Genomic DNA, 21,866 nt, shown 5'->3' on the forward strand with positions numbered 1-21,866 from the left:
CCAGACCCCAACACCCAGCCACAACCCATAAGCACCTGGCGAAGGTGGACGAAGGCATTGCCGAGGGTTTCAGCGAATGGTGAGCCGCTGTGAGGCCATTTATCATGAGCTTATTAAATCTGACGAAAGTGACAAGATGTTAAATCGCCGCCGCCTCGTACAAGCCGCCCTTTTGTCCGCAGGGACATTGAACACGGCTTGGGCCCAAAGCAGTTTCCCCAGCAAACCGCTGCGCATTGTGGTGCCCTTTGGGGCGGGTGGCGTGGCCGATTTGACGGTGCGGGCCGTGGCCCAACAGCTTTCGGTCAATCTGGGTCAACCCGTGGTGATCGACAACCGACCCGGCGCGGGCGGCATCGTGGCGGCCGAGCAAGTGGCCCGGGCCGAGCCCGATGGCCACACCCTGCTGCTCATGTCCAATGGCACGGCCGTGAGTGCGGGCTTGTTCAAGGCCTTGCCCTTCAACCCCCGTTCTGACTTTGCGCCCGTGTCATTGCTTGGCCTGTTTGACATCGCCATCGTGGTGCCCGAGACTTCGCCGCACAAGACCTTGGCCGACTTGGTCAACTTTGGCCGCGCCAACCCGGGCAAGCTCAACATGGGCACCATCAACATTGGCAGTACCCAGCACCTGGCGGGTGAACTGTTTCGCACCCAAGCCAACCTCATTGCCCAGATCATTCCGTACAACGGCACACCCGCCGTGATCAACGCCCTGCGGGGTGGTCAAGTCGATGTGGCGGTCGAAATCTTGGGCCCACTCAAACCCCAGATCAACGCCAAAGCCGTGCGTTTGTTGGGCGTGATGGGCGCCAAGCGCCCCAAAGATCTGCCCCAAACCCCGGTAGTGCGCGAGTTGCCGGGCCTGAGCGACTTCAATGTGTCTTCTTGGAACGCTTTGGCTGCTCCCGGCAAGACGCCTTTGGCCGTGGTCAACCGCTTGAACGCCGAACTGGTGAAAGTGCTGACCGCGCCCGACATGGTGCAGCGCTTGGCGGGCTTCAACGTGCAAGCCCAGTCCAGCACGCCCACCCAACTGGCCCAGTTGCTCGATGCCGACATCAAACGTTGGACCGATGTGATCCAAAAGGCGGGCATACCGCAGCAGTGATGCCTTGATGCGCCTGCTGCATGGGCTTGAAAGCCCCTGCAGCAGGATTGACGCATTTTCAGCGCGGTGCGATGCGGCTGGACAGAGGGCGAGGCGTGTAGCCCGTGTCAAACCGGCACTCAGCCGCTTGCGCTGGCCGCAAGGCCGTGCACCGCGTGGCAATACCGGCAGGTGTGGGTTTGGTGCCCTGGTTGACCCAGTTCAACAACGCTTCAAAGAGCGGCGGGTAAATCGCATCGCCCAGATAGCTGTGCTCTGAGGAGTTCACATAGGTTTGCACCAGACGCGCGCCGTTGCCAGACGCTTCCATGCGTTGGCGCAGCGTGTCGCTGCCCTCTACAAAGACGGTGGAGTCGCCGATGCCGTGGGTGGTCAAGACTGGCACTTTGAAACGGCCTTGGTGGTTCACATCGGCTTCAAACCTGGCGCTTGCCTTGGCATCGGCCTTGAAGCGAAGCACTTCGGCATTCAAGGCCGCATCGTTGGCGGAGCCACTGTATTTGACGGTGTCATTGCCGAAGGGACTGGCCCCGCCGCTTTTTTCAACCACATCGCGCAAGGTAAAGGTGCCCCAATTGATGTGGCCCACGATCGAGTTTTCGGGGATTTTCAAGACATCCACGATGGTTTTGATTTTTTGGACTTCCTCGGCCGTGCGTTGTGCTGCTGGTTTGCGCAAGCCCAGACAAGCGTTGACCCGCGTGGCCAAATCGGCCGGGGTCATTTTGCTGTCAGCAGGCAAACCCAAGGCCAATGGGTATTGCGGCTCATCTGCTCGCGGGTGGTTTTGGCACAGGTGCTGGTAGATGGCGCGCAAGTCCAAGCGGAAATCGTAAGTGGTGGGGCCTGCCACCACGCCGCTGGTCAACAAAATGCCTTCCCAGGATTTGGGGTAAAGCTCCGCCGCACGGGTGGCCACCATGGCGCCCCAAGATTGCCCGTGCAGCAAAGTGCGTTGGGGCTTGGCCACGTGGTCCACAAAGATGCGGCGAACACGCTCGGTGTCTTCGGCCGCCGTGGTGACCGCAAAACCACCTTGTCTGAACACCGAGCCCGCCCAAGCATGGCCTTCGGTCAAGGTGATGGCCCAGCGCTTGATGTCTTCATCCGCCCGTGACGCTTTGGGTTCACCCAGTGCAGGGCCGCCATGGGCGTGCACCACCAGCACACCGCTCCATTTGGCGGGCGTGGCGATCAAATAGTGTGAGCCCGACGAGTCTTGCCCACGCAAACACTGGGTGCCTGCAGGAACGCCCGCAGGACAGGCCACTTTGGCTGGAGGGGCTTCTTTTGGCAAGCTGACGCAGCCCGCCAAGAACATCAGGCCTGCGATGGACAATCCAAATTGGATGGCGGTGTGTAGGGGGCGATCAGCGAGACTGTTTTTGTGCATGATGAAATCCTGAGAAAGGTTCAATTTATCAGCCGTCACTTGAGGCAACACCCGTGTTATCCCTTGTCAATGGCTTGCTGAAGTCGCTGCAGAGACAGCTTTCAAGCGTAAAAAAACCCACCGCGTTGCCACAGTGGGTTTTTGATTTTCTAAACCTCAACTGGCTTGCGCCAGCGTGGGATTAGAAGTTGTGGCGTGCGCGAACCACAAAGCCGGTGCTGCCACCGACTTGTTCTTGCTTGAACAGGTCAGCGCCCAATGTGGTGCGCTTGCTCAAAGCGTAGTTAGCGCCAATGGCCAACTTGGTATCAGCAGTAGCTGCTCTTTTCTTGTCTTTGGCATAACCAGCCAACAGGGTGTATGCGCCCATGGGCATGGAAGCTGTCACAGCCGTGATGTCAGCTGTTGTAGCGCCAGCAGCGTTTTCTGTCTTGGCATTGACTGCGGACAAACGAGCCACGCCGAAGTTGTAGCTGGCACCAACGGAAGTACCTTGACCAGCAACATCAGTGATGCTGGCAGCACCTGCGACGTCGCCTGCAATGTTCACGCTGTTCTTAGACTGCAGGTATTGAGCAGACAGAGGGCCTTTGCCGTAGTTCAAGCTCATGACCGAACGCTCGTTGGTACGAGCAGAAACGGATGTGTGGTAAGAGCCGCTGAAGCCGTTAACAGTAGGTGTTGCGTAGCTCACAGAGTTGGCGATGGTTTGAGCAGCAATCAGTGTAGAGATGGTGCCAGGTGCACCAGCGGCGAAACCAGCACCGCCTGTACATGCCCATGGGTCAAATGCGCAGTTGTTGGCTTCAATGATCTTGCCCATGCGAACGGTACCAAAACCACCGCTCAGGTAGACGTTGGCGCCGTGCAACAGCGCTGCGCCAGTACCAGAGGAGTTGCGGTCACCCGTAGCTGCGTTGAAACGCATCTGGCTGTCAAAACCGCCGCGCAAACCGCCGCCGAGGTCTTCAACAGTCACGATGTTGATGGCGTTGGCACCGCCACCCAGGGTTGATACAGCAGCAGTTGCACCAGCAGCGCCAGTGTCCATGACACCGACAGAGATCGAGCCAGAGATGGTGGCTGTGGATTGAGCGAAGGCGGTGCCAGCGGCTGCCAATGTAGCCAGAGCAGTTACATTGTTAATGAATTTGTCGAATAAAGAGTTAACTTCGAATTTGTCACTCTATGGTTTTGCAGCTTTTCCAAATCGTTTTCGAATGACCGCATCTCGCCCCCAATTTCAGTGTTTTGACACGGTCATTTCGAATGTACAAAACTCGTGTCTAAGCAGTCATTTTGGGCTGTTGAATGAGTGCTTTATGAATGTCTTATGTTGAAAATCTCTGATTATTTTGTTTACACCATGTGGTGGAAAACTTGGCATTTTCAGCCAAGTTTTGTAAGGGCATTGGCCTTTGCTTATGGCAATTTTCAGAGCGACAGAGCGGTCATTCTTTGTTCAAGATAAACGCATGACCGTCCGTCCTCTCTTCGGTTTTTTGTGCGCAAGCCTTGACGACTTCATGGTAAAGCCCTTGAATATCGTAGGGGAATCTGGGGCGTCTGCCGTGGCCATTTTGGATGCCAATCAGCCGGTGTTTTATGTGGTCAGTCCGGATGCATGGCGGGCCATGTCGAGGGGCGAAAGGGCGCCAACTCAAAACGTTAAAAACGATAAATTTCAGCGCGAGGATGAGGACGAGGACGGGCCGGATGGTTTGGCAGAAGCCCCTTCAAGGCCCCGTCGGCCAAAGAGCCCTCCGCGCAAGCGATCGGACATGACCGATTCGGTCATGACGCAAGGGGCGATGCGTTCGAATAATTTCGATGTGTTGGCCGACCAGTTGATTGCGCAAGAAAGCCAGCGCGTCCAACGCGGCGAGTTGAGTGCGGCCTCCGTGGGCATTTTGAAAAACCGGCTGGACGCCCATGTGTTGCCGTATTTCAAATACATTCCGCCCTCGCAGGTCACGCCGGTGATGATGGACGCGTTTGTCAAGCGTTTAACCGACGCCCATTTGAGTTCAACCACGGTGTCGCAATACTTGGTGGTGGTGCGCAAACTGCTGAAACTGGCCATTCGCCACGGATTTTTGCGCGAAGTGCCCGAGTTGCCCACGATCAAGGTGGCCAATCGGCCGCGCTCGATGCTGAGTCTGAAGGAGTATGCGGCTGTGGTGCGAACGGCGCACCGTTTGGTCCGCAAAGGCGACAAGGCCCCCGAGGTCAAGGCCTCGACCGGCCATCGAGAGCGTTTTTGGGTTCAGCCGCGCAACCTGAGTCTGCCGCCCGACATGGCGTGGGCCATTCGCTTCATGGTCAACAGTTTTGTGCGGCCCGGTGACTTGCGACAACTCAAGCACAAACACGTGCAGGTGGTGCGCGGCAGCAGCGTGTATTTGCGCATGACCTTGCCGCAGACCAAGCGGCACGACGCGCCCATGGTGACCTTGCGACCGGCGGTGCAGGTCTACGAGGCAGCGCTGGCGCAAGCGCGCCGAGATGGCCACGGAGAACCCGACGACTATGTGTTTTTGCCTGCCGAGACAGACCGCAATTACGCCTTGGCCGTGTTGGGCTTTTGGTTCAAGTGGGTGATGCGCGAGGCCGGTGTGGCCCCCGAAGATGCGATGGGCCGCTTGCGCACGCTGTATTGCTTGCGGCACACGTCCATCATGTTTCGCTTGCTCTATGGCCAGGGCATCGACATGCTGACATTGGCCCGCAACGCCAGAACATCGGTGCAAATGATCGAGCGTTTTTATGCGTCAGCGCTGGACGGCGAGATGAACGTGGCCATGTTGCAAAGCCGGCGCACGTCCAAAAATTGAGGTGTGCGGCCGCACCATCAAAAAACCCCTGCCAGTGGCCCGGCAGGGGTTGATGGGGGGCGAGGGCCGCTGTCTGTCGAAACAAGACCCAGCAGCGCAGGCTTCAGCCGGGTCGGATCTGGCCTTTGATGACCACGTCTTTCCAGCGGGCTTGTTCGCGTGCCACGTAGGCGCCGTACTCGGCAGGCGTGCCGCCACCGGCAATGGCGCTTTCGGCGGCGTTTTGCGCAATGACCTCGGGCGACTTGACGGCCTTGGCGCACTCTTGTTGCAGCCGGTTGATGATCTCTGGCGGCGTGCCGGCGCGGGCGTGGATGCCGTACCACTGCACGGTTTCAAAGTCTTTGTAGCCACCTTCCATGACGGTGGGGACGTCGGGCAGCACCGGAATGCGTTCGGTGGTGCCTGTGGCAATGCAGCGCAAAACACCGCTCTTGATGTGCGGCAAAAGAGCCGGTGTGCCTGCAGACATCAGTTGAATGCGACCCGCCAGCACGTCGTTCAGCGCGGGGCCTGTGCCGCGGTAGGGGATGTGCGTGATGAACATGCCGGTGGCCAGTTTGAGCGCTTCCATGGCCAGGTGACCTGCGCTGGCGTTGCCGGCCGATGCGTAGTTGAGCTGACCGGGGCGCGCGCGGACGTAGGCGACCAAGGACTTCATGTCGGTCACGGGCACGTCTTTGTGCACCACAAACAGGCTGGGCACGCGTGACAGCAAAGTCACGGGCACAAAGTCTTTGTTCACGTCGTAGCCGCTGTCGGGGTAGATCAGGGGGTTGACCGCCATCAGGCCGATGTGGCTCATGACGATGGTGTAGCCGTCGGCTGGTGCGCGGAGCATCTCTTGCATGGCGGGTACACCACCGCCGCCGCCCTTGTTGTCAATGACAAAAGACACCCCCATTTGCTTGGTCAACTGGGCCGCAATGCCACGGGCCACGATGCTGGAAGTGCCGCCGGGGGCGAACGGAATGATCCAACGGATAGGCTTACTGGGCCAGGCAGATTGGGCGTGGCCCGAAACGCCGGTTGCGGCCAGACCGGCTGCGCCCATCCATTTGAGGTAGTCGCGTCTTTGGATGGGGGAGGAGTCGTTGGAATGCATAGCGGTTGTCTTGGAATTGATTGAAATAACGAAGTTATCGATGAAACCAAAAAAAAAATGGTTTTGATAGAGGGATATTACGTATCAAAAGGCCTACTGTAAGTCGGTTTTTCTAATGCGAACTTGTCGCCACAGTGTTGGCGCCACCAAGAGCAACAAAGACACCGCCATCAGACTGCCCGATAAAGGCCGCGTGAAGAAGGTGGACCATTCACCTTGGCTGATGGTCAGTGCCTGGCGCATGGACTGCTCGGCCATGGGGGCCAGGATCAGACCGACGATGAGCGGTGCAGCCGGAAAGTCGAAGCGCCGCATCAAGTAACCCAGCAGGCCAAAGACAAACAGCATGCCGACATTGAAGACCGAGTTGCCAGCGCCATAAACGCCAGCCGTCGAGATGACGATGATGCCCGCGTACAACCAGGGCGGGGGGATCTTGAGCAGCTTGACCCACAGGCTGACCAAGGGCAAATTCAAGACCAACAAGATCACGTTGCCAATGTAAAGACTGGCGATCAGAGTCCACACCAATCCGCCTTGCTGGCTGAAAAGTTGAGGTCCGGTCTGGATGCCATAGCCTTCAAAGGCCGACAGCATGATGGCGGCGGTGGCCGATGTGGGGATGCCCAGAGTGAGCAAAGGCATGAGCACACCCGCGGCTGCAGCGTTGTTGGCGGCCTCAGGCCCTGCCACCCCTTCGATGGCGCCGTGGCCAAATTCTTCAGGGTGTTTGGAGAGTTTTTTCTCGGTGTAATAAGACAGCAGCGTGGGCAGCTCGGCCCCGCCTGCGGGCATGGCACCGATCGGAAAGCCGAAAAACGCGCCCCGGAACCAGGCCTTCCAGGAGCGGCCCCAGTCTTTTTTGCTCATCCACAAGCTGCCCGAAAGCCGCATGACTTCGCCACCTTTGGACTCGCGCCCTTGCCAGGCCAGGTACAGCGCTTCGCCCACAGCAAACAAGCCTACCGCGGCCACGGTGACTTCGATGCCGTCGAGCAGTTCGGGTCTGCCAAAGGTGAAGCGCGGCTGGCCGGTTTGCAGGTCGACGCCGATCATGCCCAGCAGCAAGCCCAGGCTGAGGGCCACCAGACCGCGCAGCATCGAGTTGCCCAGCACGGCGGACACGGCCACCAGCGACAGCACCATGAGGCTGAAATATTCGGCGGGGCCAAAGGCCAGGGCGGCATCGACCACCAGGGGTGCAAAAAAGGTGAGTGCCAGTGTGCCGATGGTGCCGGCCACAAAGCTGCCGATGGCGGCGGTGGCCAGGGCTTGGCCGGCGCGCCCACTGCGGGCCATTTTGTTGCCTTCCAAAGCGGTGACCACCGCTGCCGATTCACCCGGGGTGTTGAGCAAGATGGAGGTGGTAGAGCCACCATAGGCTGCGCCATAGTAGATGCCGGCAAACATGACGAACATGCTGGTGGCGGGCACATGGTAGGTCAGGGGCAGCAGCAAGGCGATGGTCAGTGCCGGGCCAATGCCCGGCAACACGCCCACCAGCGTGCCGACAAAGCAGCCAATGAAACCCCACATCAGGGTGGTGGGTTGCAAGGCAATGGCAAAGCCACCCATCAGGGCGTCAAAAGCTTCCATGGGGTATCCGATTCAAATGAGCCAGGGCAGGGCAGGGCCCAGGCCGACACCGAGCAAGCGGGCAAACACAAACCAGAACACGCTGGCAATCAGGCCGCACACGAGCAGTGACTTGCCATTGAAAGGGGCGTCAAAAGCACGGGCAATGCACATGCCGCACAAGGTGCCCGGCAACACAAAACCCATGGGGATGACCAACACGATGAAGGCCACCCCACCGCCCAACAAGCTGAGCAGGCGGGTGCTGGCGCCGGGCAAGGCTTCTTGCCCGGCTTCCTGGCTCAAGTCCACCTGATGGCCGCGCCAGGCGCTCAAGCCGTACAGAAACGCGACCAGGGTCAGCCCCGCCACGATGGCGGCCGGGGCCAGCACCGGGCCCACGGTCATCTGCATCAGCGATTGCGGAATGACCGTGAGCTGCCATGCGGCGACACCGCAGACGGCCAACAGCAACAAGGCCAGGCGCAATGGCGTCATGCCAGGCCCAGTTCTTTCATCAAGACTTCTTTGTCGGCAATGTCTTTGGCCAGATCGCGTTCAAAAGGGCGCTCGGTCATGAAGGCATTGGTCCATTTGCGGGTTTCAAGTTCTTGTTTCCAGCCGGCCGATTGGGTCAGGCGGGTCACAAAGTCGATCAAGTTGTTGCGCTGTGCATCGGTGATGCCGGGGGCTGCAAATACGCCGCGCCAGTTGGACTCGGAGACGTTGATGCCCAGTTCGTTCAAGGTGGGCACGTTGACGCCAGGGATGCGGCTCTTGCCCGAGACGGCCAGAGGGATCATCTTGCCCGCTTTGATTTGCTCTTCAAACTCGGAGTAGCCCGAAATGCCCGCCACCACTTGGTTGCCCAAAATGGCCGCGTTGGCGGGGCCGCCGCCTGCAAAGGCCACGTAAGCGGCTTCGCGCGGGTTTTTGCCCAGCGCTTTGATCAGCATGCCCAGGATCAGGTGGTCGGTACCGCCCGCGCTGCCACCGGCCACCGAGACGGCTTTGGGGTTGGCTTTGATGGCGGCTTCCAGCTCTTTCCAAGTTTTGATCTTGCCCGCTGCAGGCACCACGATCACGCCGGCTTCTTCGGTCAGGCGTGCAATGGGCGTGACGTTTTTGATGGTCACGGGGCTCTTGTTGGCGATGCCTGCGCCGATCATGACCGAGCCACCCACCATCAGGATGTTGCCCTGGCCTTTGCGCTGGTTGACAAAGCGGGGCAGGCCCACCATGCCGCCCGCGCCGCCGACGTTTTCAAAGGCCATATTGCCCACCAGGCCAGCAGCCTTGGCCGCGCGCTCGATGGCGCGTGCCGTGCCGTCCCAACCGCCACCGGGAGCCGCAGGCACAAACATGTTGAGCGTCTCGAACATGGGTTTGCCTTGTGCCCAAGCCGGCAGAGCCAGTGAGGCGCCTGTGGCAGCGCTGAAAGCCAGAAAATCGCGTTTGGAAATGTGCATGGAGGTCTCCTGTGTGAAAATAAAAACCACTGCCAAGGCCCATACCTTGCGCAGATGTCACGATTTTGGCGTTCAGCGCCTCACCAAGCTGTCAATCACCTGTCAAAGCTGTTCAGTGAATACCCTCAAGCCGCGAATCCTGTTGGTGGAAGACACACCCGAAATTGCCTTGTGGTTGGGTACAGCCTTGCGCCAAGCGGGCATGGAGGTGGTCTTTGCCACCGATGGTTGGCAGGCCGATCTTTGTTTGCAAGCGGGGCACGGCATGGATGCGGTGTTGCTCGATTTGCAGTTGCCAGGTCAAGACGGTTTGGCTGTTTTGCAAGCGCTGCGCGCACGGGGCGACACTGTGCCGGTGTTGATTTTGACGGCCCGCGCCAGTGTGCCGGATCGGGTGTTGGGCCTGAACATGGGTGCCGATGATTACCTGCCCAAGCCCTTTGACCTGAGTGAGTTGGAGGCGCGTTTGCAGGTGTTGTTGCGCCGGCAAGGCAAGTCCAAAGCAAGCAGTTTGCGTTGGGGCCCCGTGGAAATGGAGCCTGACAGTGCTGCGGTCTGGCTGCACGGCCAGCCTTTGGCGCTGACCAAACGTGAAGCCGCTGCGCTGCGGGTCTTGCTTGAATCACCCCAACGCGCCGTGAGCAAAGAACATTTGCACGCCGAAGTGTTTGTCGATGACAGCGCTGGCCTGGAAGCGGTGGAGGTCTTGATTTACCGCTTGCGAAAAAAAATCGAATCGACCGAGCCTTTGGCCAACGGGTCGTCGGGGGTGGCGATCACCACCTTTCGCGGCTTGGGATACATGCTGACCCCAGTGGCCACGCAGGTTTGATGTGAGCGCGGCTGCGTCTGAACGATCCGCCACAACGGCGTCCTTGCGTGGGCGTTTGTTGGCTTGGATTTTGGGTCCCCTGACGGCGCTCATCGCGCTGAACGCTTGGGTGGGTTATGGCCATGCGGTGCAGGCAGCCAACGAAGCCTATGACCGGTCTTTGTATTTGGCCGCCCGGACCTTGGCCGAAGAGTTGGTGTGGGTGGATGGACAAGCCCAACTCGAGTTGATGAAGGCGGCTGGCTATTTGTTTGAAAACCACACGGGCTCGCGTTTGTTTTACAAGCTCAGCACGGTGCAAGGGCAGTGGTTGGCAGGGTCCCGTGATTTGCCCTCTTTGCCCGAACGCCAAGAAGCTTCGGTTCAATTTTTTGCCTTGGTGCGTTTTGGGGATGGTCATTACTTGGGACAGCCCGTCCGCTTGGTGCAGCTGACCCATGTCATGCCCGATGCGAGCTTGTCGGACCCGCTGATCCACATCACGGTGGCTGAGACCCGAGAGTCTCGCCAACAGATGATTCAGCGCATTTTGGGGGACACCCTGCGCAGCCAGGGCTTGTTGTTGCTGGCGGCGGCCTTGTTGGTGAATTGGGCGGTGGGTCGGGGGATTCGGCCTTTGGAGGCTTTCAGGCAGCAATGGGCGCAAAAACGCGACGACGATTTCTCACCCGTTCATACGCCTGATTTGCCGCGAGAGCTGCGGCCTTTGATGGACACGCTCAACGCCTATGTGGACCGGTTGGGGCGTTTGATCGAGATCCGCAAGCGTTTTCTGGACAATGCTGCGCACCAGCTTCGCACGCCCTTGACGGTGCTCAAAACCCAGCTGAGTTTGGCCCAGCGCAATGTCGAACCCGATCAAGCGGGGGCTTTGTTGCTGGCGGCCCATCAAACCACCGAAGGGGCTGTGCGCTTGACCGAACAAATGCTGGCCTTGGCCCGTGTGGAGCATGCGCGCGAGATACACCCTGCTCAGTCGCTGGATCTGGTGCAGCTGGTGCGGCAGATCACCGAATCCCACGCGCTGGCCGCCCATCAGCGGGCTTGCGATCTGGGTTTTGATGCGCTGGTGCCAAGCTGCAAGGTGTCAGGTGTGGCTGTACTTTTGCAAGAAGCGGTGGCCAACTTGATTGACAACGCTTTGAACCATTGCCCTGCGGGCGCGCACATCACGACGCGTGTGGGGCCCGGTTGGGTGGAGGTGGAAGACGATGGCCCAGGGATTGCGCCAGAGCATCAGGCCCATGTTTGGGAGCGGTTTTACAGGGCGGCGCCTTCGGGTGTGGTGGGCAGTGGTTTGGGTTTGGCCATTGTGCGAGAAATCGCGCTCCAACACGGTGCGCAATGGCGCTTGCAAAGCCCTGTCCAAGAAGGCCGAGGGCTCGCCATTCGCCTGAGTTTCGTCAGCGAGATGCCAACGGGCATTTGACGTCGTCGTCCCACGGAATGGACTTGGCCGGCACTGCCTCGCAAGCCCCAGATGGGCTGCAACTGGGATCGAGCTCTTTGAACTCCAGCCGGAGTTCCACGCGGCGACTCTTTTCGGGTTGGTTCAGGATGGCCGAATTGAATGACGAGCCGCCCACAAAAAACAGGTCGCGCACGGCCTGACGGTCAGATTGACTGGGCGCTTTGGCTGCAGCGTCATCGAGCAAGACACACAGCACCCTTTGGGACCGCGCCAGACTGAGATTGAGGTTGTAAAGGTAAGAGCCCTCAGGGCTGGCGTAACCCTCTAAAACGAAGCGTTTGAGCCACATCTGACAGGCGGGTGTGCGTGCGATGTCCAGCATTTTGGGCACGAAGTCACGCAAAAAATCAGCCCGTTGGGCATCCAGTTGGTGGCTGTCCTTGGGGAACTCGGCCAATGTGCCCAATTCAAGTGTTTGCCCACGCAGTTGAACGCCAGCCAATGACTTTTCTTGGGTCATTTGGGCGATGTCTTGAAGGCAGGTCGAAATGCCCTTGTCGCGCTGAGCCCGCTGGTCGTCTTGTTGACGTATGCCTTCGGTGACGCTGAGCAAGGCCACCGCCATGGCCACCAGGAACAGGACCATCAGTGCGGTCATCAAGTCAGAAAAAGAGATCCAAAAAGGTTTTTCTGCCTGGTCTTTGCGCCGTTTTGGCGGCGTTCGATGAGGGGCCAGCATGCGGGTTCAGCGCGAGCGAGCAGCAGGGGAGGCACTGCGCAACTGTTGCAAAATTTTGTGTGACAAGCTGGCTTGCATCTCTGTCGCCAGTGTGAGCCTTTCAAGCTGCTGCAAGCCGGCATGGGGGGTGAAAAGGGTGTCCAGTTGTTGTTGGAGTTGCTCGACTTGTAAATAGCGGCTGGTCAACAGAGATTTTTCAAGCCATGTGAACACCATGGCCAAAGTGATGGCCAAGGCAGAGACCAAAAAAGCGTGGCCAACGGTTTGCACCAATTGGCTCAATTCGGTTTGAACTTGTGCAGGGTTGGAGACATCGAAGCCGATCAGACCTGCAATCAAGCCGGTGAAGGTGCCGATGATGCCCACGCCCGTCAAAATGCCGGGCATGTGGGCAAAGAAATGGGTTTGAAGCGGTGAGTCCACCAAGGCTTGCTCGGTGAAAAAGTTTTCGGCGTGGCTGATGGCTTGCCACTGCCCCGCACTCGTTTGTTGGGCAGATTCGAGGCGTTGCAGGGCCTCTACAGCTTGGTTGTATTCGGTCCAGAGCGCAGCCATTTGCGTGTCGGATTGGGCGAGGTGCTCAATGTCTGCAAGGTCCAGGCGTCCTCCGTCAGAGCTCATGTTCATGTGTGCAAAAAAAGCGCGAGACAAATGGCTGGCACGTTGCCTGGCTGCCCCGATGGGCCCCGTATCGGCGCTTTGCCATAGCGGCTGAAGGCTGCTCGCATACTGCTGCCAAGCATGCTTCAAGGCGGGCGTGGTCATGGCGGCTTGTTGAATTTCTGACAAATCAATGTGGGCGCCTGTTTCTTGGGGCGTCAGAGAAGCCAATTGGGAGACGGCTCTGGCCAACTGGTCTTTGAGGCGCATGGCAGGCAAGACAAAGTGAAAGGCGCAGTGCAGCCCGATCCACACAATCACACCGGTCACGGTCCATAAATGCCAGTAGTTTGCGAGGTGATTCATCAGGTCGAAATGGTTGTGGGTGAGTCTGTGAGGTTGTTTCAGTCTAGCAAAGACCGCGTGCAAAGTCCGACGTTGCTGCGGGGTGGCTGCCAAACCTTCCCTATTTAGAGAGCCTCTGAGCTAGAATATCGTCTTCCGAGGAGCGTTGCAGCGCCCCCTGACTTGTCATCAAGTCGGCAGCGGGGCGTGAGGCTCGGAACACTTCAACAGCAACGACGCTCATCCACTTGACGTGTGGTGAGCCTGTTTTTCCAAATTCAGTGTTCATGGTCACGCTTGTGGTTTATTCACCTTGCTTGGAGCTTTTCTCATGAATGCACGTATTCCTACCGCCGTCCACACCGACTGTGTGATCGCCGACATCGGCCTGGCCGATTGGGGCCGCAAAGAAATCAAAATCGCTGAAACCGAAATGCCTGGCCTGATGGCCATCCGTGAAGAATTCAACAAAGCCCAGCCTCTGAAGGGCGCCCGCATCACCGGCTCCTTGCACATGACCATCCAGACGGCCGTGTTGATCGAGACCCTGCAAGCCTTGGGCGCCGATGTGCGTTGGGCTTCTTGCAACATCTTCTCGACCCAAGACCACGCCGCTGCGGCCATCGCCGCCAAAGGCACACCCGTTTTCGCCATCAAGGGTGAAACTCTGGCCGACTACTGGGATTACACCCACCGCATCTTTGAGTTCGGCGCGGCCGGCACCGAAGGCGAAGGCCCCAACATGATTTTGGACGACGGTGGCGATGCGACGCTGCTCATGCACCTGGGCAAGCGCGCCGAAAAAGACGCGTCCTTGATCGCCAACCCTGGCAGCGAAGAAGAGATTTGCCTGTTCAACGCCATCAAAGCCAAACTGGCTGTGGACCCGACCTGGTACAGCCGCAAGGGCGCCCAGATCATCGGCGTGACCGAAGAGACCACCACCGGCGTGTTGCGCCTGAACGAAATGGCCGCCAAGGGCAACTTGATGTTCCGTGCCATCAACGTGAACGACTCGGTCACCAAGAGCAAGTTCGACAACCTCTACGGCTGCCGCGAATCTTTGGTGGATTCCATCAAGCGCGCCACAGACGTGATGATCGCGGGCAAAGTGGCCGTGGTCGCCGGTTACGGTGACGTGGGCAAGGGCTCGGCCCAAGCTTTGCGCGCTTTGAGCGCACAGGTCTGGGTGACCGAGATCGACCCGATCAACGCCCTGCAAGCCGCCATGGAAGGCTTCAAGGTGGTGACCATGGAATACGCCGCCGACAAGTGCGACATCTTCGTGTCGGCCACCGGCAACAAGAACGTGATCCGCTACGAGCACATGGCCGCCATGAAGGACGAGGCCATCGTTTGCAACATCGGTCACTTTGACAACGAAATCGACGTCGTGTCTTTGGAAAAGTGCCAGTGGGACGAGATCAAGCCGCAAGTCGACCACGTCATCTTCCCCGATGGCAAGAAGATCACCTTGTTGGCCAAGGGCCGTTTGGTGAACCTGGGCTGCGCCACCGGTCACCCCAGCTTTGTGATGTCGTCTTCGTTTGCCAACCAGACCATTGCCCAGATCGAGCTGTTCACCAAGCAAGACCAGTACGAGTCCGGCAAGGTGTATGTGCTGCCCAAGCACCTCGATGAAAAAGTGGCGCGTTTGCACCTGAAAAAAGTCGGCGCCATGTTGTCCGAACTCAGCGAAGAGCAAGCCGCGTACATCGGTGTGTCGAAAAACGGTCCTTACAAGGCTGACACTTACCGTTATTGAGCCCTGATCGTCAGCAGGCTGAGCCCAGCAGGGTTGGGCTTGCGATGATTTGGAGCCTTTTGTCGCTGGCCTGTAAGCGAATGCGGGTGGCCTGCCAAAACTCAGTTTCTGGCAGGCTGTTTGCATGTGGCGACTGCCATGGAGGTCGGTGCTCAGGTTGCTGACACCCGCTTTTGATGGCTGTGCTGATCACGGCCTTTTTATACCTCGTTTGACCGAACTCCACCGCATGCGCATTGACCAACTTCTCGTCGAACGTGGCTTGGCCGCGTCTCGCTCTCAGGCTCAGCGACTGATCGCCGGAGGCGTGAAGTGGCAGCAGCCCGACGGGAATTGGCGCAGCGTCGTCAAAAACCGTGACGAAGTGCCTGAAAACGCCGCCTTGGTGTTGCTGGACGATGCCGAGTCGCGTTATGTGTCGCGTGGCGGCCTCAAGCTCGAAGGGGCTTTGAAGGCCACGGGTGTGCATGTCGACGGTTTGCGTTGCTTGGATGTGGGCCAAAGCACGGGCGGTTTCACCGACTGTTTGTTGCAGCATGGCGCGGCCGAGGTGGTGGGCATCGACGTGGGCCATGCCCAGGTGCACCCGCGCATCCGCCAAGACGAGCGTGTGGTGTGCATCGAGGGTGTGAATGCCCGCGAGTTGGTGCCCGGTGACGAACGCGTGCCCGATGCGCTGGAAGGCTTTGACCTGGTGGTGGGTGATGTGTCTTTCATCTCGCTCACACTGGTGCTGCCGGGTGTGGTGCATTTGCTCAAACCCACGGGCCAGTTGCTGATGCTGGTGAAACCCCAGTTTGAGTTGCAGCCAGGCCAAGTGGGCAAAGGGGGCATTGTGAAAGACGACACGCATTTCCCGTTCATCGAAAACCGTGTGCGCACGGCATTGACCGAATTGGGCATGAAAGTGACGGCATGGCTCGACAGCCCGATTGCGGGCGGAGACGGCAACCACGAGTTTTTTGTACAGGCCTGTTGGCCTGACCCTGCCGCAGTGTTGCCTGCGCGAGCGCAAACGCGTGTGGCCCATGAGGCCGATCTGGCCGCCAAGGCGGATGCCTTGGCCAACGACTATTGATTTTGGAAGGTGTTGTGATGTCTGGTTTGAAACTGCCCATCAGTTTGGAATTTTTCCCACCCAAAACGCCTGAAGGTACCGAAAAGCTGCGTGGTGTGCGCGAAAAACTTTACGCCTTGAAGCCTGAGTTTTGCTCGGTCACCTACGGCGCGGGCGGCTCGACGCAAGAGGGCACATTTGCCACGGTGAATGCGATACAAAGCGAGGGTGTTGCCGCCGCGTCCCATTTTTCTTGCATTGGCGCGAGCAAGGCCTCGGTGCGTGCCGAGTTGGCCACCCTGAAAGCCATGGGCGTCAAGCGCCTGGTGGCTTTGCGCGGCGATTTGCCCAGCGGCTATGGGGCTGGTGGTGAGTTCCATTACGCCAGCGATTTGGTGGCTTTTATTCGGGCAGAGACCGGTGACGATTTCCACATCGAAGTGGCCGCCTACCCCGAAATTCACCCGCAGGCCAAATCCCCTGAAGCCGATTTGCAAGCCTTCGCCACCAAGGTGAAAGCGGGTGCTGATTCCGCCATCACGCAATATTTTTACAACAGTGACGCGTACTTTCGCTTTGTGGACGATGCCTACAAATTGGGCGTGGATGTGCCCGTTGTGCCCGGCATCATGCCCATCACCAGTTCATCGCAGTTGCTGAGGTTTTCAGATGCGTGCGGTGCAGAGATCCCGCGTTGGATCAGGTTGCGGCTGCAAGCCTATGGTGACGACATCGCCTCGATCAAGGCATTTGGCCTGGATGTGGTGTCCGACTTGTGCGAGCAGCTGTTGAATGGGGGCGTGCCCGCTATTCATTTCTACACCATGAACCAAAGTGCGCCCACGCTCGACATTGTGGGCCGTTTGAAATCTGGCCTGTAAGCCTTGGGCGCAACGGGTAGCTCAGCGGGGTGGGTTGAGCGGCCTGCAGCGCAAGCCGTTCTGAGTGTTTACAGGTAGGGATTCTTCAGACCCAAACCGGCCAAGATGGCGATTTCATAGGCTTCCATCTCTTCGGCGTCAAGGGTGCTGGTTTCGTGGTCCCAGCCTTGCGCGTGCAGCGTGCCGTGCACCAGCAAATGTGCGTAATGCGCTGCCAGCGTTTTGCCTTGCGCTTTCGCCTCTCTGGCCACCACGGGAGCGCACAGCACCAAGTCGGCCATCACCACCGGTTCTTGCTGGTAATCAAAGGTCAGCACGTTGGTGGCGTAGTTTTTTTTGCGGTAACCCTGGTTCAGGGAACGCCCTTCTTCTTCGCCCACGATGCGCACCGTGATTTCTGCGTCATCGGCCAGCGCATGGCGGATGGCGCGCGTGACGGCGTGGCGCGGCAGGGCGGCGCGGTGGCGCGCCGCATCGGGAATGTCACCGAATTGCAGGGACAGTTGAAGTTGTTGCAAGGGCATGGGCAAAGAGAAAATCGGTGTGTCAAGGTGGTGGGGTGCGGCGCGTTCAAGTCGTGCCGAGATTTCAGTCGCCGCTGTCCAGAGCTTTGCGCCGGGTGCTGATCCCTGCCCGCATGGGGGCACTGCCTTGTGCTTCGTACGCATCGACAATGCGGGCCACCAGCGGGTGGCGCACCACATCGGCGCTGCTAAAGCGCGTGAAGGCGATGCCTTTGACGCGCTTCAGCACACGCTCGGCATCAATCAATCCACTCAGTTGTCCTTTGGGCAGATCGATCTGGCTCACATCGCCCGTGACCACGGCCTTGGCACCAAAGCCAATGCGTGTCAAAAACATTTTCATTTGCTCGGTGCTGGTGTTTTGCGCTTCGTCCAGGATCACAAAGGCGTTGTTCAGCGTGCGACCGCGCATGAAGGCCAGTGGCGCGATTTCGATGGCGTTGCGTTCGAAGGCTTTTTGTACTTTGTCGTAACCCATCAGGTCGTACAGCGCGTCATAGAGGGGGCGCAGGTACGGGTCGACTTTTTGCGACAAGTCGCCCGGCAAAAAGCCCAGGCGCTCACCGGCTTCTACCGCTGGGCGTGTCAGCACAATGCGCTGCACGCTCGCGCGTTCCAGCGCATCCACCGCGCAGGCCACGGCCAGGTAGGTTTTGCCCGTTCCCGCTGGGCCAATACCAAAGCTGATGTCGTGGGTGGCAATGCTCTCCAGATAAGCGGCCTGGACAGGCGTGCGGGCCTTCAGGTCGGCACGGCGGGTTTGCAGTGCGGGCAGGTCGGCTTCTTCGCCCCCGCTGTCGCCCACCAGCATGAGCTGCACCATGTCGGGCGAAATCGGACGGTCAGCCCGCTCGTAGATGGCCTGCAAAATCTCCATAGCCCGCATGGCCACGGCCTTGGGCCCGTCCACCTTGAACTGCTCGTGCCGGTGCGCGATGCCCACCTGCAAACCCGCTTCGATGGTGCGCAGGTGCGCATCCATGGGGCCACACAGGTGAGACAGGCGGGTGTTGTTGTGCGGCGTGAAGGTGTGTCTGACGATCAAGTTGATAATCCTAGCTGTGCGCGGTTTTTGGCCAGTGTGGCCCGGGCGAAAGCGCATTTTCTCCCATCCAAGGCATTTAAGGCGTCCCCCACCATGATTGGCAAACTCACCGGCATCCTGAGCGACAAAAACCCACCGGAGGTGGTGGTGGACTGCCATGGTGTGGGCTACGAGGTGAATGTGCCCATGAGCACGTTCTACAACCTGCCCGCCACGGGTGAAAAAGTCAGTCTGGTCACGCACTTTGTGGTGCGCGAAGACGCGCAAATCTTGTACGGCTTTGCCACCCTGGGTGAGCGCGAGGCTTTTCGCCAGCTCATCAAAATTTCCGGCGTGGGGCCGCGAACCGCTTTGAGCGTGTTGTCGGGCATGAGCGTGACCGATCTGGCACAGGCCATCACCACCCAAGAAGTGGGTCGCTTGGTCAAAGTACCCGGTATCGGCAAAAAGACCGCCGAGCGATTGCTGCTGGAGCTCAAAGGCAAGTTGGGCGGAGACCTGGGCGGTTTGTTTGCGGTCAATACCTCCGATGCGCAAAGCGACATCCAGCAAGCCCTTGTTGCGCTGGGCTACAACGACAAAGAAGCCGCTGCGGCCCTCAAGAGCCTGCCTGCCGATGTGGGCGTGAGCGAGGGCATCAAGTTGGCGCTCAAAGCCTTGAACAAATAAGTGAACTGAGCCATGAGCATCCGCACCGACGACTTTGCCCCGCAACCCGAACCTCGGGTCATTTCAGCGGCCCCTGTTTCCCACCAAGAAGAAGCCATTGAGCGCGCCCTGCGCCCCAAGCTGCTGGATGAATACGTCGGTCAGGTGAAGGTGCGTGAGCAGCTGGAGATTTTCATCAGCGCGGCCAAGATGCGCGAAGAGCCGCTGGACCATGTGCTGCTGTTTGGCCCGCCGGGCTTGGGCAAGACCACGCTCAGCCACATCATCGCCGCCGAGCTGGGCGTGAACCTGCGCCAGACCAGTGGCCCGGTGCTCGAAAAGCCCAAAGATTTGGCGGCGCTGCTGACCAACCTGGAGCGCAACGATGTGCTCTTCATCGACGAGATCCACCGCCTCTCGCCCGTCGTTGAGGAGATTTTGTACCCGGCGCTGGAGGACTACCAGATCGACATCATGATCGGCGAGGGCCCGGCGGCACGCAGCATCAAGCTGGACTTGCAGCCCTTCACCCTGGTGGGCGCGACCACCCGCGCCGGCATGCTGACCAACCCACTGCGCGACCGTTTTGGCATCGTGTCGCGGCTGGAGTTTTACACCCCCGAAGAGCTGACCCGCATCGTGACCCGGAGCGCCGGTTTGCTCAAGGCGCCGATTGACCCGGAGGGCTCGTTTGAGATCGCCCGCCGTTCACGCGGTACGCCGCGCATCGCCAATCGCTTGTTGCGCCGGGTGCGAGACTATGCAGACGTCAAGGGCGATGGCACCATCGACAAAGGCTTGGCCCAAAAAGCCTTGGTCATGCTGGATGTAGACCCGGAAGGCTTTGACCTGATGGACCGCAAACTGCTGGAGGCCGTGATCCACCGTTTTGACGGCGGCCCCGTGGGACTGGACAACATCGCCGCCAGCATTGGTGAGGAGCGCGACACGATCGAAGACGTGATCGAGCCGTATTTGATTCAACAGGGCTATTTGCAGCGCACGCCGCGCGGACGCATCGCCACATTGGCCGCCTTCAGGCATTTGGGTGTCACGCCTCCGAAAAATTTTGGGCAGTGATCCAAGGGTCTGGGCACCGACTTGGCCCCGATAATCACACCATGAATGAAACCCCTCAAGACGCGACATCGACTGGCTTTGCCCAGCTGAAACTGGCCCAGGCCACTCTGCAAAACCTGGTGCAATTGGGCTACATCCAGATGACGCCCATCCAAGCGGCCAGTTTGCCCCTGGCTCTGGCGGGGCAAGATTTGATCGCCCAAGCCAGCACGGGCAGTGGCAAAACCGCCGCCTTTGGCCTGCCCTTGATCGAGCGACTGCAAACGGCCGGCTCGCCCAGCGCCGCCATCCAAGCCGTGATTTTGTGCCCCACCCGCGAATTGGCCGACCAGGTCACGCAAGAAATCCGCCGCTTGGCCCGTGCCCGCCAGAATGTGAAAGTCGTCACCCTGTGCGGCGGCGTGGCGCTGCGTGGCCAAACCCTGAGTCTGGAGCACGGGGCCGATGTGGTGGTGGGCACACCTGGCCGCATCTTGGACCACCTGGAGCGCGGCTCGCTGAGTTTGGCAGGTGTGAACACGCTGGTGCTGGACGAAGCCGACCGCATGCTGGACATGGGCTTTTTCGACGACATCGCCAAGGTGGTGCGCCAATGCGCCAAAGACCGCCAGACCTTGCTGTTTTCGGCCACCTACCCTGAAGGCATTGCCAAATTGGCGGCCCAGTTCATGCGGTCGCCGCAAACCGTCAAGGTCGAGGCGCAGCACAGCGCCCACAAAATTCGTCAGGTGTTCTACGAGGTGAGCGAAAGCCAGCGGCTCGATGCCGTGTCCAAACTGTTGGCGCATTTCCGCCCTGAGCGCACGCTGGCCTTTTGCAACACCAAGCAGCAGTGCCGCGACTTGGTGGCGGTGCTGCAGGCCCAAGGCTACAGCGCGCTGGCGCTGTTTGGTGAGTTGGAGCAGCGCGAGCGCGATCAGGTGCTGGTGCAGTTTGCCAACCGCAGCTGCTCGGTGTTGGTGGCCACCGATGTGGCTTCGCGCGGGCTGGACGTGCAAGGGCTGGAGGCGGTCATCAATGTCGATGTGACGCCTGATGCAGACATCCACATCCACCGCATTGGCCGCACCGGCAGGGGCGATGCCGAAGGCCTGGCGCTGACTTTGGCCAGCATGGACGAGATGGGCGCGGTCGGCAAGATCGAGGTGATGCAGGGCCGCGAATCCAATTGGGAGCCCTTGTCCGGCCTGACGCCTGCTGGCGGTGGGCTGCTGCAACCACCCATGCGCACGCTGCAAATTGTGGGTGGACGCAAGGAAAAGATTCGTGCGGGTGACGTGATGGGCGCGCTGGCGGGCGAATGCGGCCTGACGCGAGAGCAGGTTGGCAAAATCAATGTGAATGAGTTTTCGACCTATGTGGCGGTGCAAGCGGCCTTGGCCAAAAAGGTCGAGGCGCAGCTGTCGCACGGCAAGATCAAAGGCAAAAGTGTGAAAGTGCGATTGCTCTGAG

20 protein-coding genes and 1 riboswitch are annotated in these 21,866 nt (G+C 59.3%); of the genes, 10 read left to right on the top strand and 10 right to left on the bottom strand.

From position 1 onward, the window contains the following. Window positions 1-136: 136 nt before the first annotated feature. Window positions 137-1,111 carry a tripartite tricarboxylate transporter substrate binding protein gene (locus B472_RS07070; RefSeq protein WP_026039455.1) on the top strand — a complete coding sequence of 325 codons (975 nt, stop codon included), beginning with the start codon at window positions 137-139 and terminating at the stop codon, window positions 1,109-1,111. A gap of 58 nt (window positions 1,112-1,169) precedes the next feature. Here B472_RS07070 and B472_RS07075 read toward each other — a convergent pair whose 3' ends face one another. Both B472_RS07075 and B472_RS07080 read right to left on the bottom strand, forming a co-directional pair. Beyond that, the gene (locus B472_RS07075; RefSeq protein ID WP_050995440.1) at window positions 1,170-2,504 is read right to left on the bottom strand and encodes an alpha/beta fold hydrolase; all 1,335 of its coding nucleotides are present in this window, start codon (window positions 2,502-2,504) and stop codon (window positions 1,170-1,172) included. Window positions 2,505-2,685: 181 nt separating this feature from the next. Next, the gene (locus B472_RS07080) at window positions 2,686-3,651 is read right to left on the bottom strand and encodes a porin (protein WP_116798614.1); all 966 of its coding nucleotides are present in this window, start codon (window positions 3,649-3,651) and stop codon (window positions 2,686-2,688) included. A 634-nt stretch (window positions 3,652-4,285) separates the two neighbouring features. Here B472_RS07080 and B472_RS07085 point away from each other — a divergent pair. Then, on the top strand, window positions 4,286-5,338 hold the full coding sequence (locus B472_RS07085; RefSeq protein ID WP_019426512.1) for a phage integrase SAM-like domain-containing protein: 1,053 nt from the start codon (window positions 4,286-4,288) through the stop codon (window positions 5,336-5,338). Window positions 5,339-5,441: 103 nt separating this feature from the next. Here the strand turns inward: B472_RS07085 and B472_RS07090 are convergent, their stop codons facing one another. The 4 genes from B472_RS07090 to B472_RS07105 form a co-directional block, all read right to left on the bottom strand. Then, complete coding sequence (locus tag B472_RS07090) at window positions 5,442-6,443, bottom strand: tripartite tricarboxylate transporter substrate binding protein (protein WP_019426513.1); 1,002 nt, start codon at window positions 6,441-6,443, stop codon at window positions 5,442-5,444. A 93-nt stretch (window positions 6,444-6,536) separates the two neighbouring features. Further along, window positions 6,537-8,039, bottom strand: a complete 1,503-nt coding sequence (locus B472_RS07095; RefSeq protein ID WP_019426514.1) for a tripartite tricarboxylate transporter permease — start codon at window positions 8,037-8,039, stop codon at window positions 6,537-6,539. 12 nt (window positions 8,040-8,051) lie between these two features. Further along, window positions 8,052-8,516 carry a tripartite tricarboxylate transporter TctB family protein gene (locus B472_RS07100; protein ID WP_019426515.1) on the bottom strand — a complete coding sequence of 155 codons (465 nt, stop codon included), beginning with the start codon at window positions 8,514-8,516 and terminating at the stop codon, window positions 8,052-8,054. Next, window positions 8,513-9,487 carry a tripartite tricarboxylate transporter substrate binding protein gene (locus tag B472_RS07105; protein ID WP_019426516.1) on the bottom strand — a complete coding sequence of 325 codons (975 nt, stop codon included), beginning with the start codon at window positions 9,485-9,487 and terminating at the stop codon, window positions 8,513-8,515. Before B472_RS07105 ends, B472_RS07100 begins: the two co-directional genes overlap by 4 nt. A 115-nt stretch (window positions 9,488-9,602) precedes the next feature. On the opposite strand from B472_RS07105, the gene B472_RS07110 reads away from it, so the two are divergent. Both B472_RS07110 and B472_RS07115 read left to right on the top strand, forming a co-directional pair. After that, window positions 9,603-10,319, top strand: coding sequence for a response regulator transcription factor (locus B472_RS07110; protein ID WP_026039457.1), 717 nt, complete (start codon window positions 9,603-9,605; stop codon window positions 10,317-10,319). Between the two features lies 1 nt (window position 10,320). Next, window positions 10,321-11,748, top strand: a complete 1,428-nt coding sequence (locus B472_RS07115) for a sensor histidine kinase (RefSeq protein WP_116798615.1) — start codon at window positions 10,321-10,323, stop codon at window positions 11,746-11,748. On the opposite strand, the gene B472_RS07120 is transcribed toward B472_RS07115, so the two are convergent. Together B472_RS07120 and B472_RS07125 are read right to left on the bottom strand one after the other, a co-directional pair. Beyond that, a complete protein-coding gene (locus B472_RS07120) occupies window positions 11,723-12,469 on the bottom strand; it encodes a flagellar motor protein MotB (RefSeq protein ID WP_019426519.1) in 747 nt (248 codons plus the stop codon). The genes B472_RS07115 and B472_RS07120 overlap by 26 nt on opposite strands. 6 nt (window positions 12,470-12,475) lie before the next feature. Beyond that, complete coding sequence (locus tag B472_RS07125) at window positions 12,476-13,435, bottom strand: hypothetical protein (RefSeq protein ID WP_019426520.1); 960 nt, start codon at window positions 13,433-13,435, stop codon at window positions 12,476-12,478. Window positions 13,436-13,566: 131 nt separating this feature from the next. Beyond that, a riboswitch (S-adenosyl-L-homocysteine riboswitch) is annotated at window positions 13,567-13,663 on the top strand. A gap of 82 nt (window positions 13,664-13,745) precedes the next feature. Here B472_RS07125 and ahcY point away from each other — a divergent pair. The 3 genes from ahcY to metF all read left to right on the top strand — a co-directional run bounded on the left by ahcY (window position 13,746) and on the right by metF (window position 17,117). Beyond that, window positions 13,746-15,179: an adenosylhomocysteinase gene (ahcY, locus tag B472_RS07130; RefSeq protein ID WP_019426521.1), complete on the top strand. Its 1,434-nt coding sequence runs from the start codon at window positions 13,746-13,748 to the stop codon at window positions 15,177-15,179. Window positions 15,180-15,408: 229 nt separating this feature from the next. Next, the gene (locus B472_RS07135) at window positions 15,409-16,257 is read left to right on the top strand and encodes a TlyA family RNA methyltransferase (RefSeq protein WP_019426522.1); all 849 of its coding nucleotides are present in this window, start codon (window positions 15,409-15,411) and stop codon (window positions 16,255-16,257) included. A 17-nt stretch (window positions 16,258-16,274) separates the two neighbouring features. Then, window positions 16,275-17,117, top strand: a complete 843-nt coding sequence (gene metF, locus B472_RS07140; protein ID WP_026039458.1) for a methylenetetrahydrofolate reductase [NAD(P)H] — start codon at window positions 16,275-16,277, stop codon at window positions 17,115-17,117. Between the two features lie 68 nt (window positions 17,118-17,185). Here metF and ybeY read toward each other — a convergent pair whose 3' ends face one another. Together ybeY and B472_RS07150 are read right to left on the bottom strand one after the other, a co-directional pair. Beyond that, a complete protein-coding gene (gene ybeY, locus B472_RS07145) occupies window positions 17,186-17,641 on the bottom strand; it encodes an rRNA maturation RNase YbeY (protein WP_019426524.1) in 456 nt (151 codons plus the stop codon). Between the two features lie 64 nt (window positions 17,642-17,705). Then, complete coding sequence (locus B472_RS07150) at window positions 17,706-18,686, bottom strand: PhoH family protein (RefSeq protein WP_026039459.1); 981 nt, start codon at window positions 18,684-18,686, stop codon at window positions 17,706-17,708. A gap of 93 nt (window positions 18,687-18,779) precedes the next feature. Here B472_RS07150 and ruvA point away from each other — a divergent pair, with 93 nt between their 5' ends. The 3 genes from ruvA to dbpA are packed head-to-tail and all read left to right on the top strand — an operon-like array spanning window position 18,780 to window position 21,865. Further along, a complete protein-coding gene (gene ruvA / locus B472_RS07155) occupies window positions 18,780-19,355 on the top strand; it encodes a Holliday junction branch migration protein RuvA (protein ID WP_019426526.1) in 576 nt (191 codons plus the stop codon). 12 nt (window positions 19,356-19,367) lie between these two features. Beyond that, window positions 19,368-20,414, top strand: coding sequence for a Holliday junction branch migration DNA helicase RuvB (ruvB, locus tag B472_RS07160; RefSeq protein WP_019426527.1), 1,047 nt, complete (start codon window positions 19,368-19,370; stop codon window positions 20,412-20,414). A gap of 41 nt (window positions 20,415-20,455) precedes the next feature. Next, window positions 20,456-21,865 (top strand): ATP-dependent RNA helicase DbpA, encoded by a 1,410-nt coding sequence (dbpA, locus tag B472_RS07165; RefSeq protein WP_019426528.1) that lies wholly within the window; start codon window positions 20,456-20,458, stop codon window positions 21,863-21,865. The last annotated feature ends 1 nt before the right edge of the window (window position 21,866 follow it).

It is taken from the genome of Limnohabitans sp. Rim28, from assembly GCF_000293865.2.
GTDB lineage: Bacteria > Pseudomonadota > Gammaproteobacteria > Burkholderiales > Burkholderiaceae_C > Limnohabitans_A.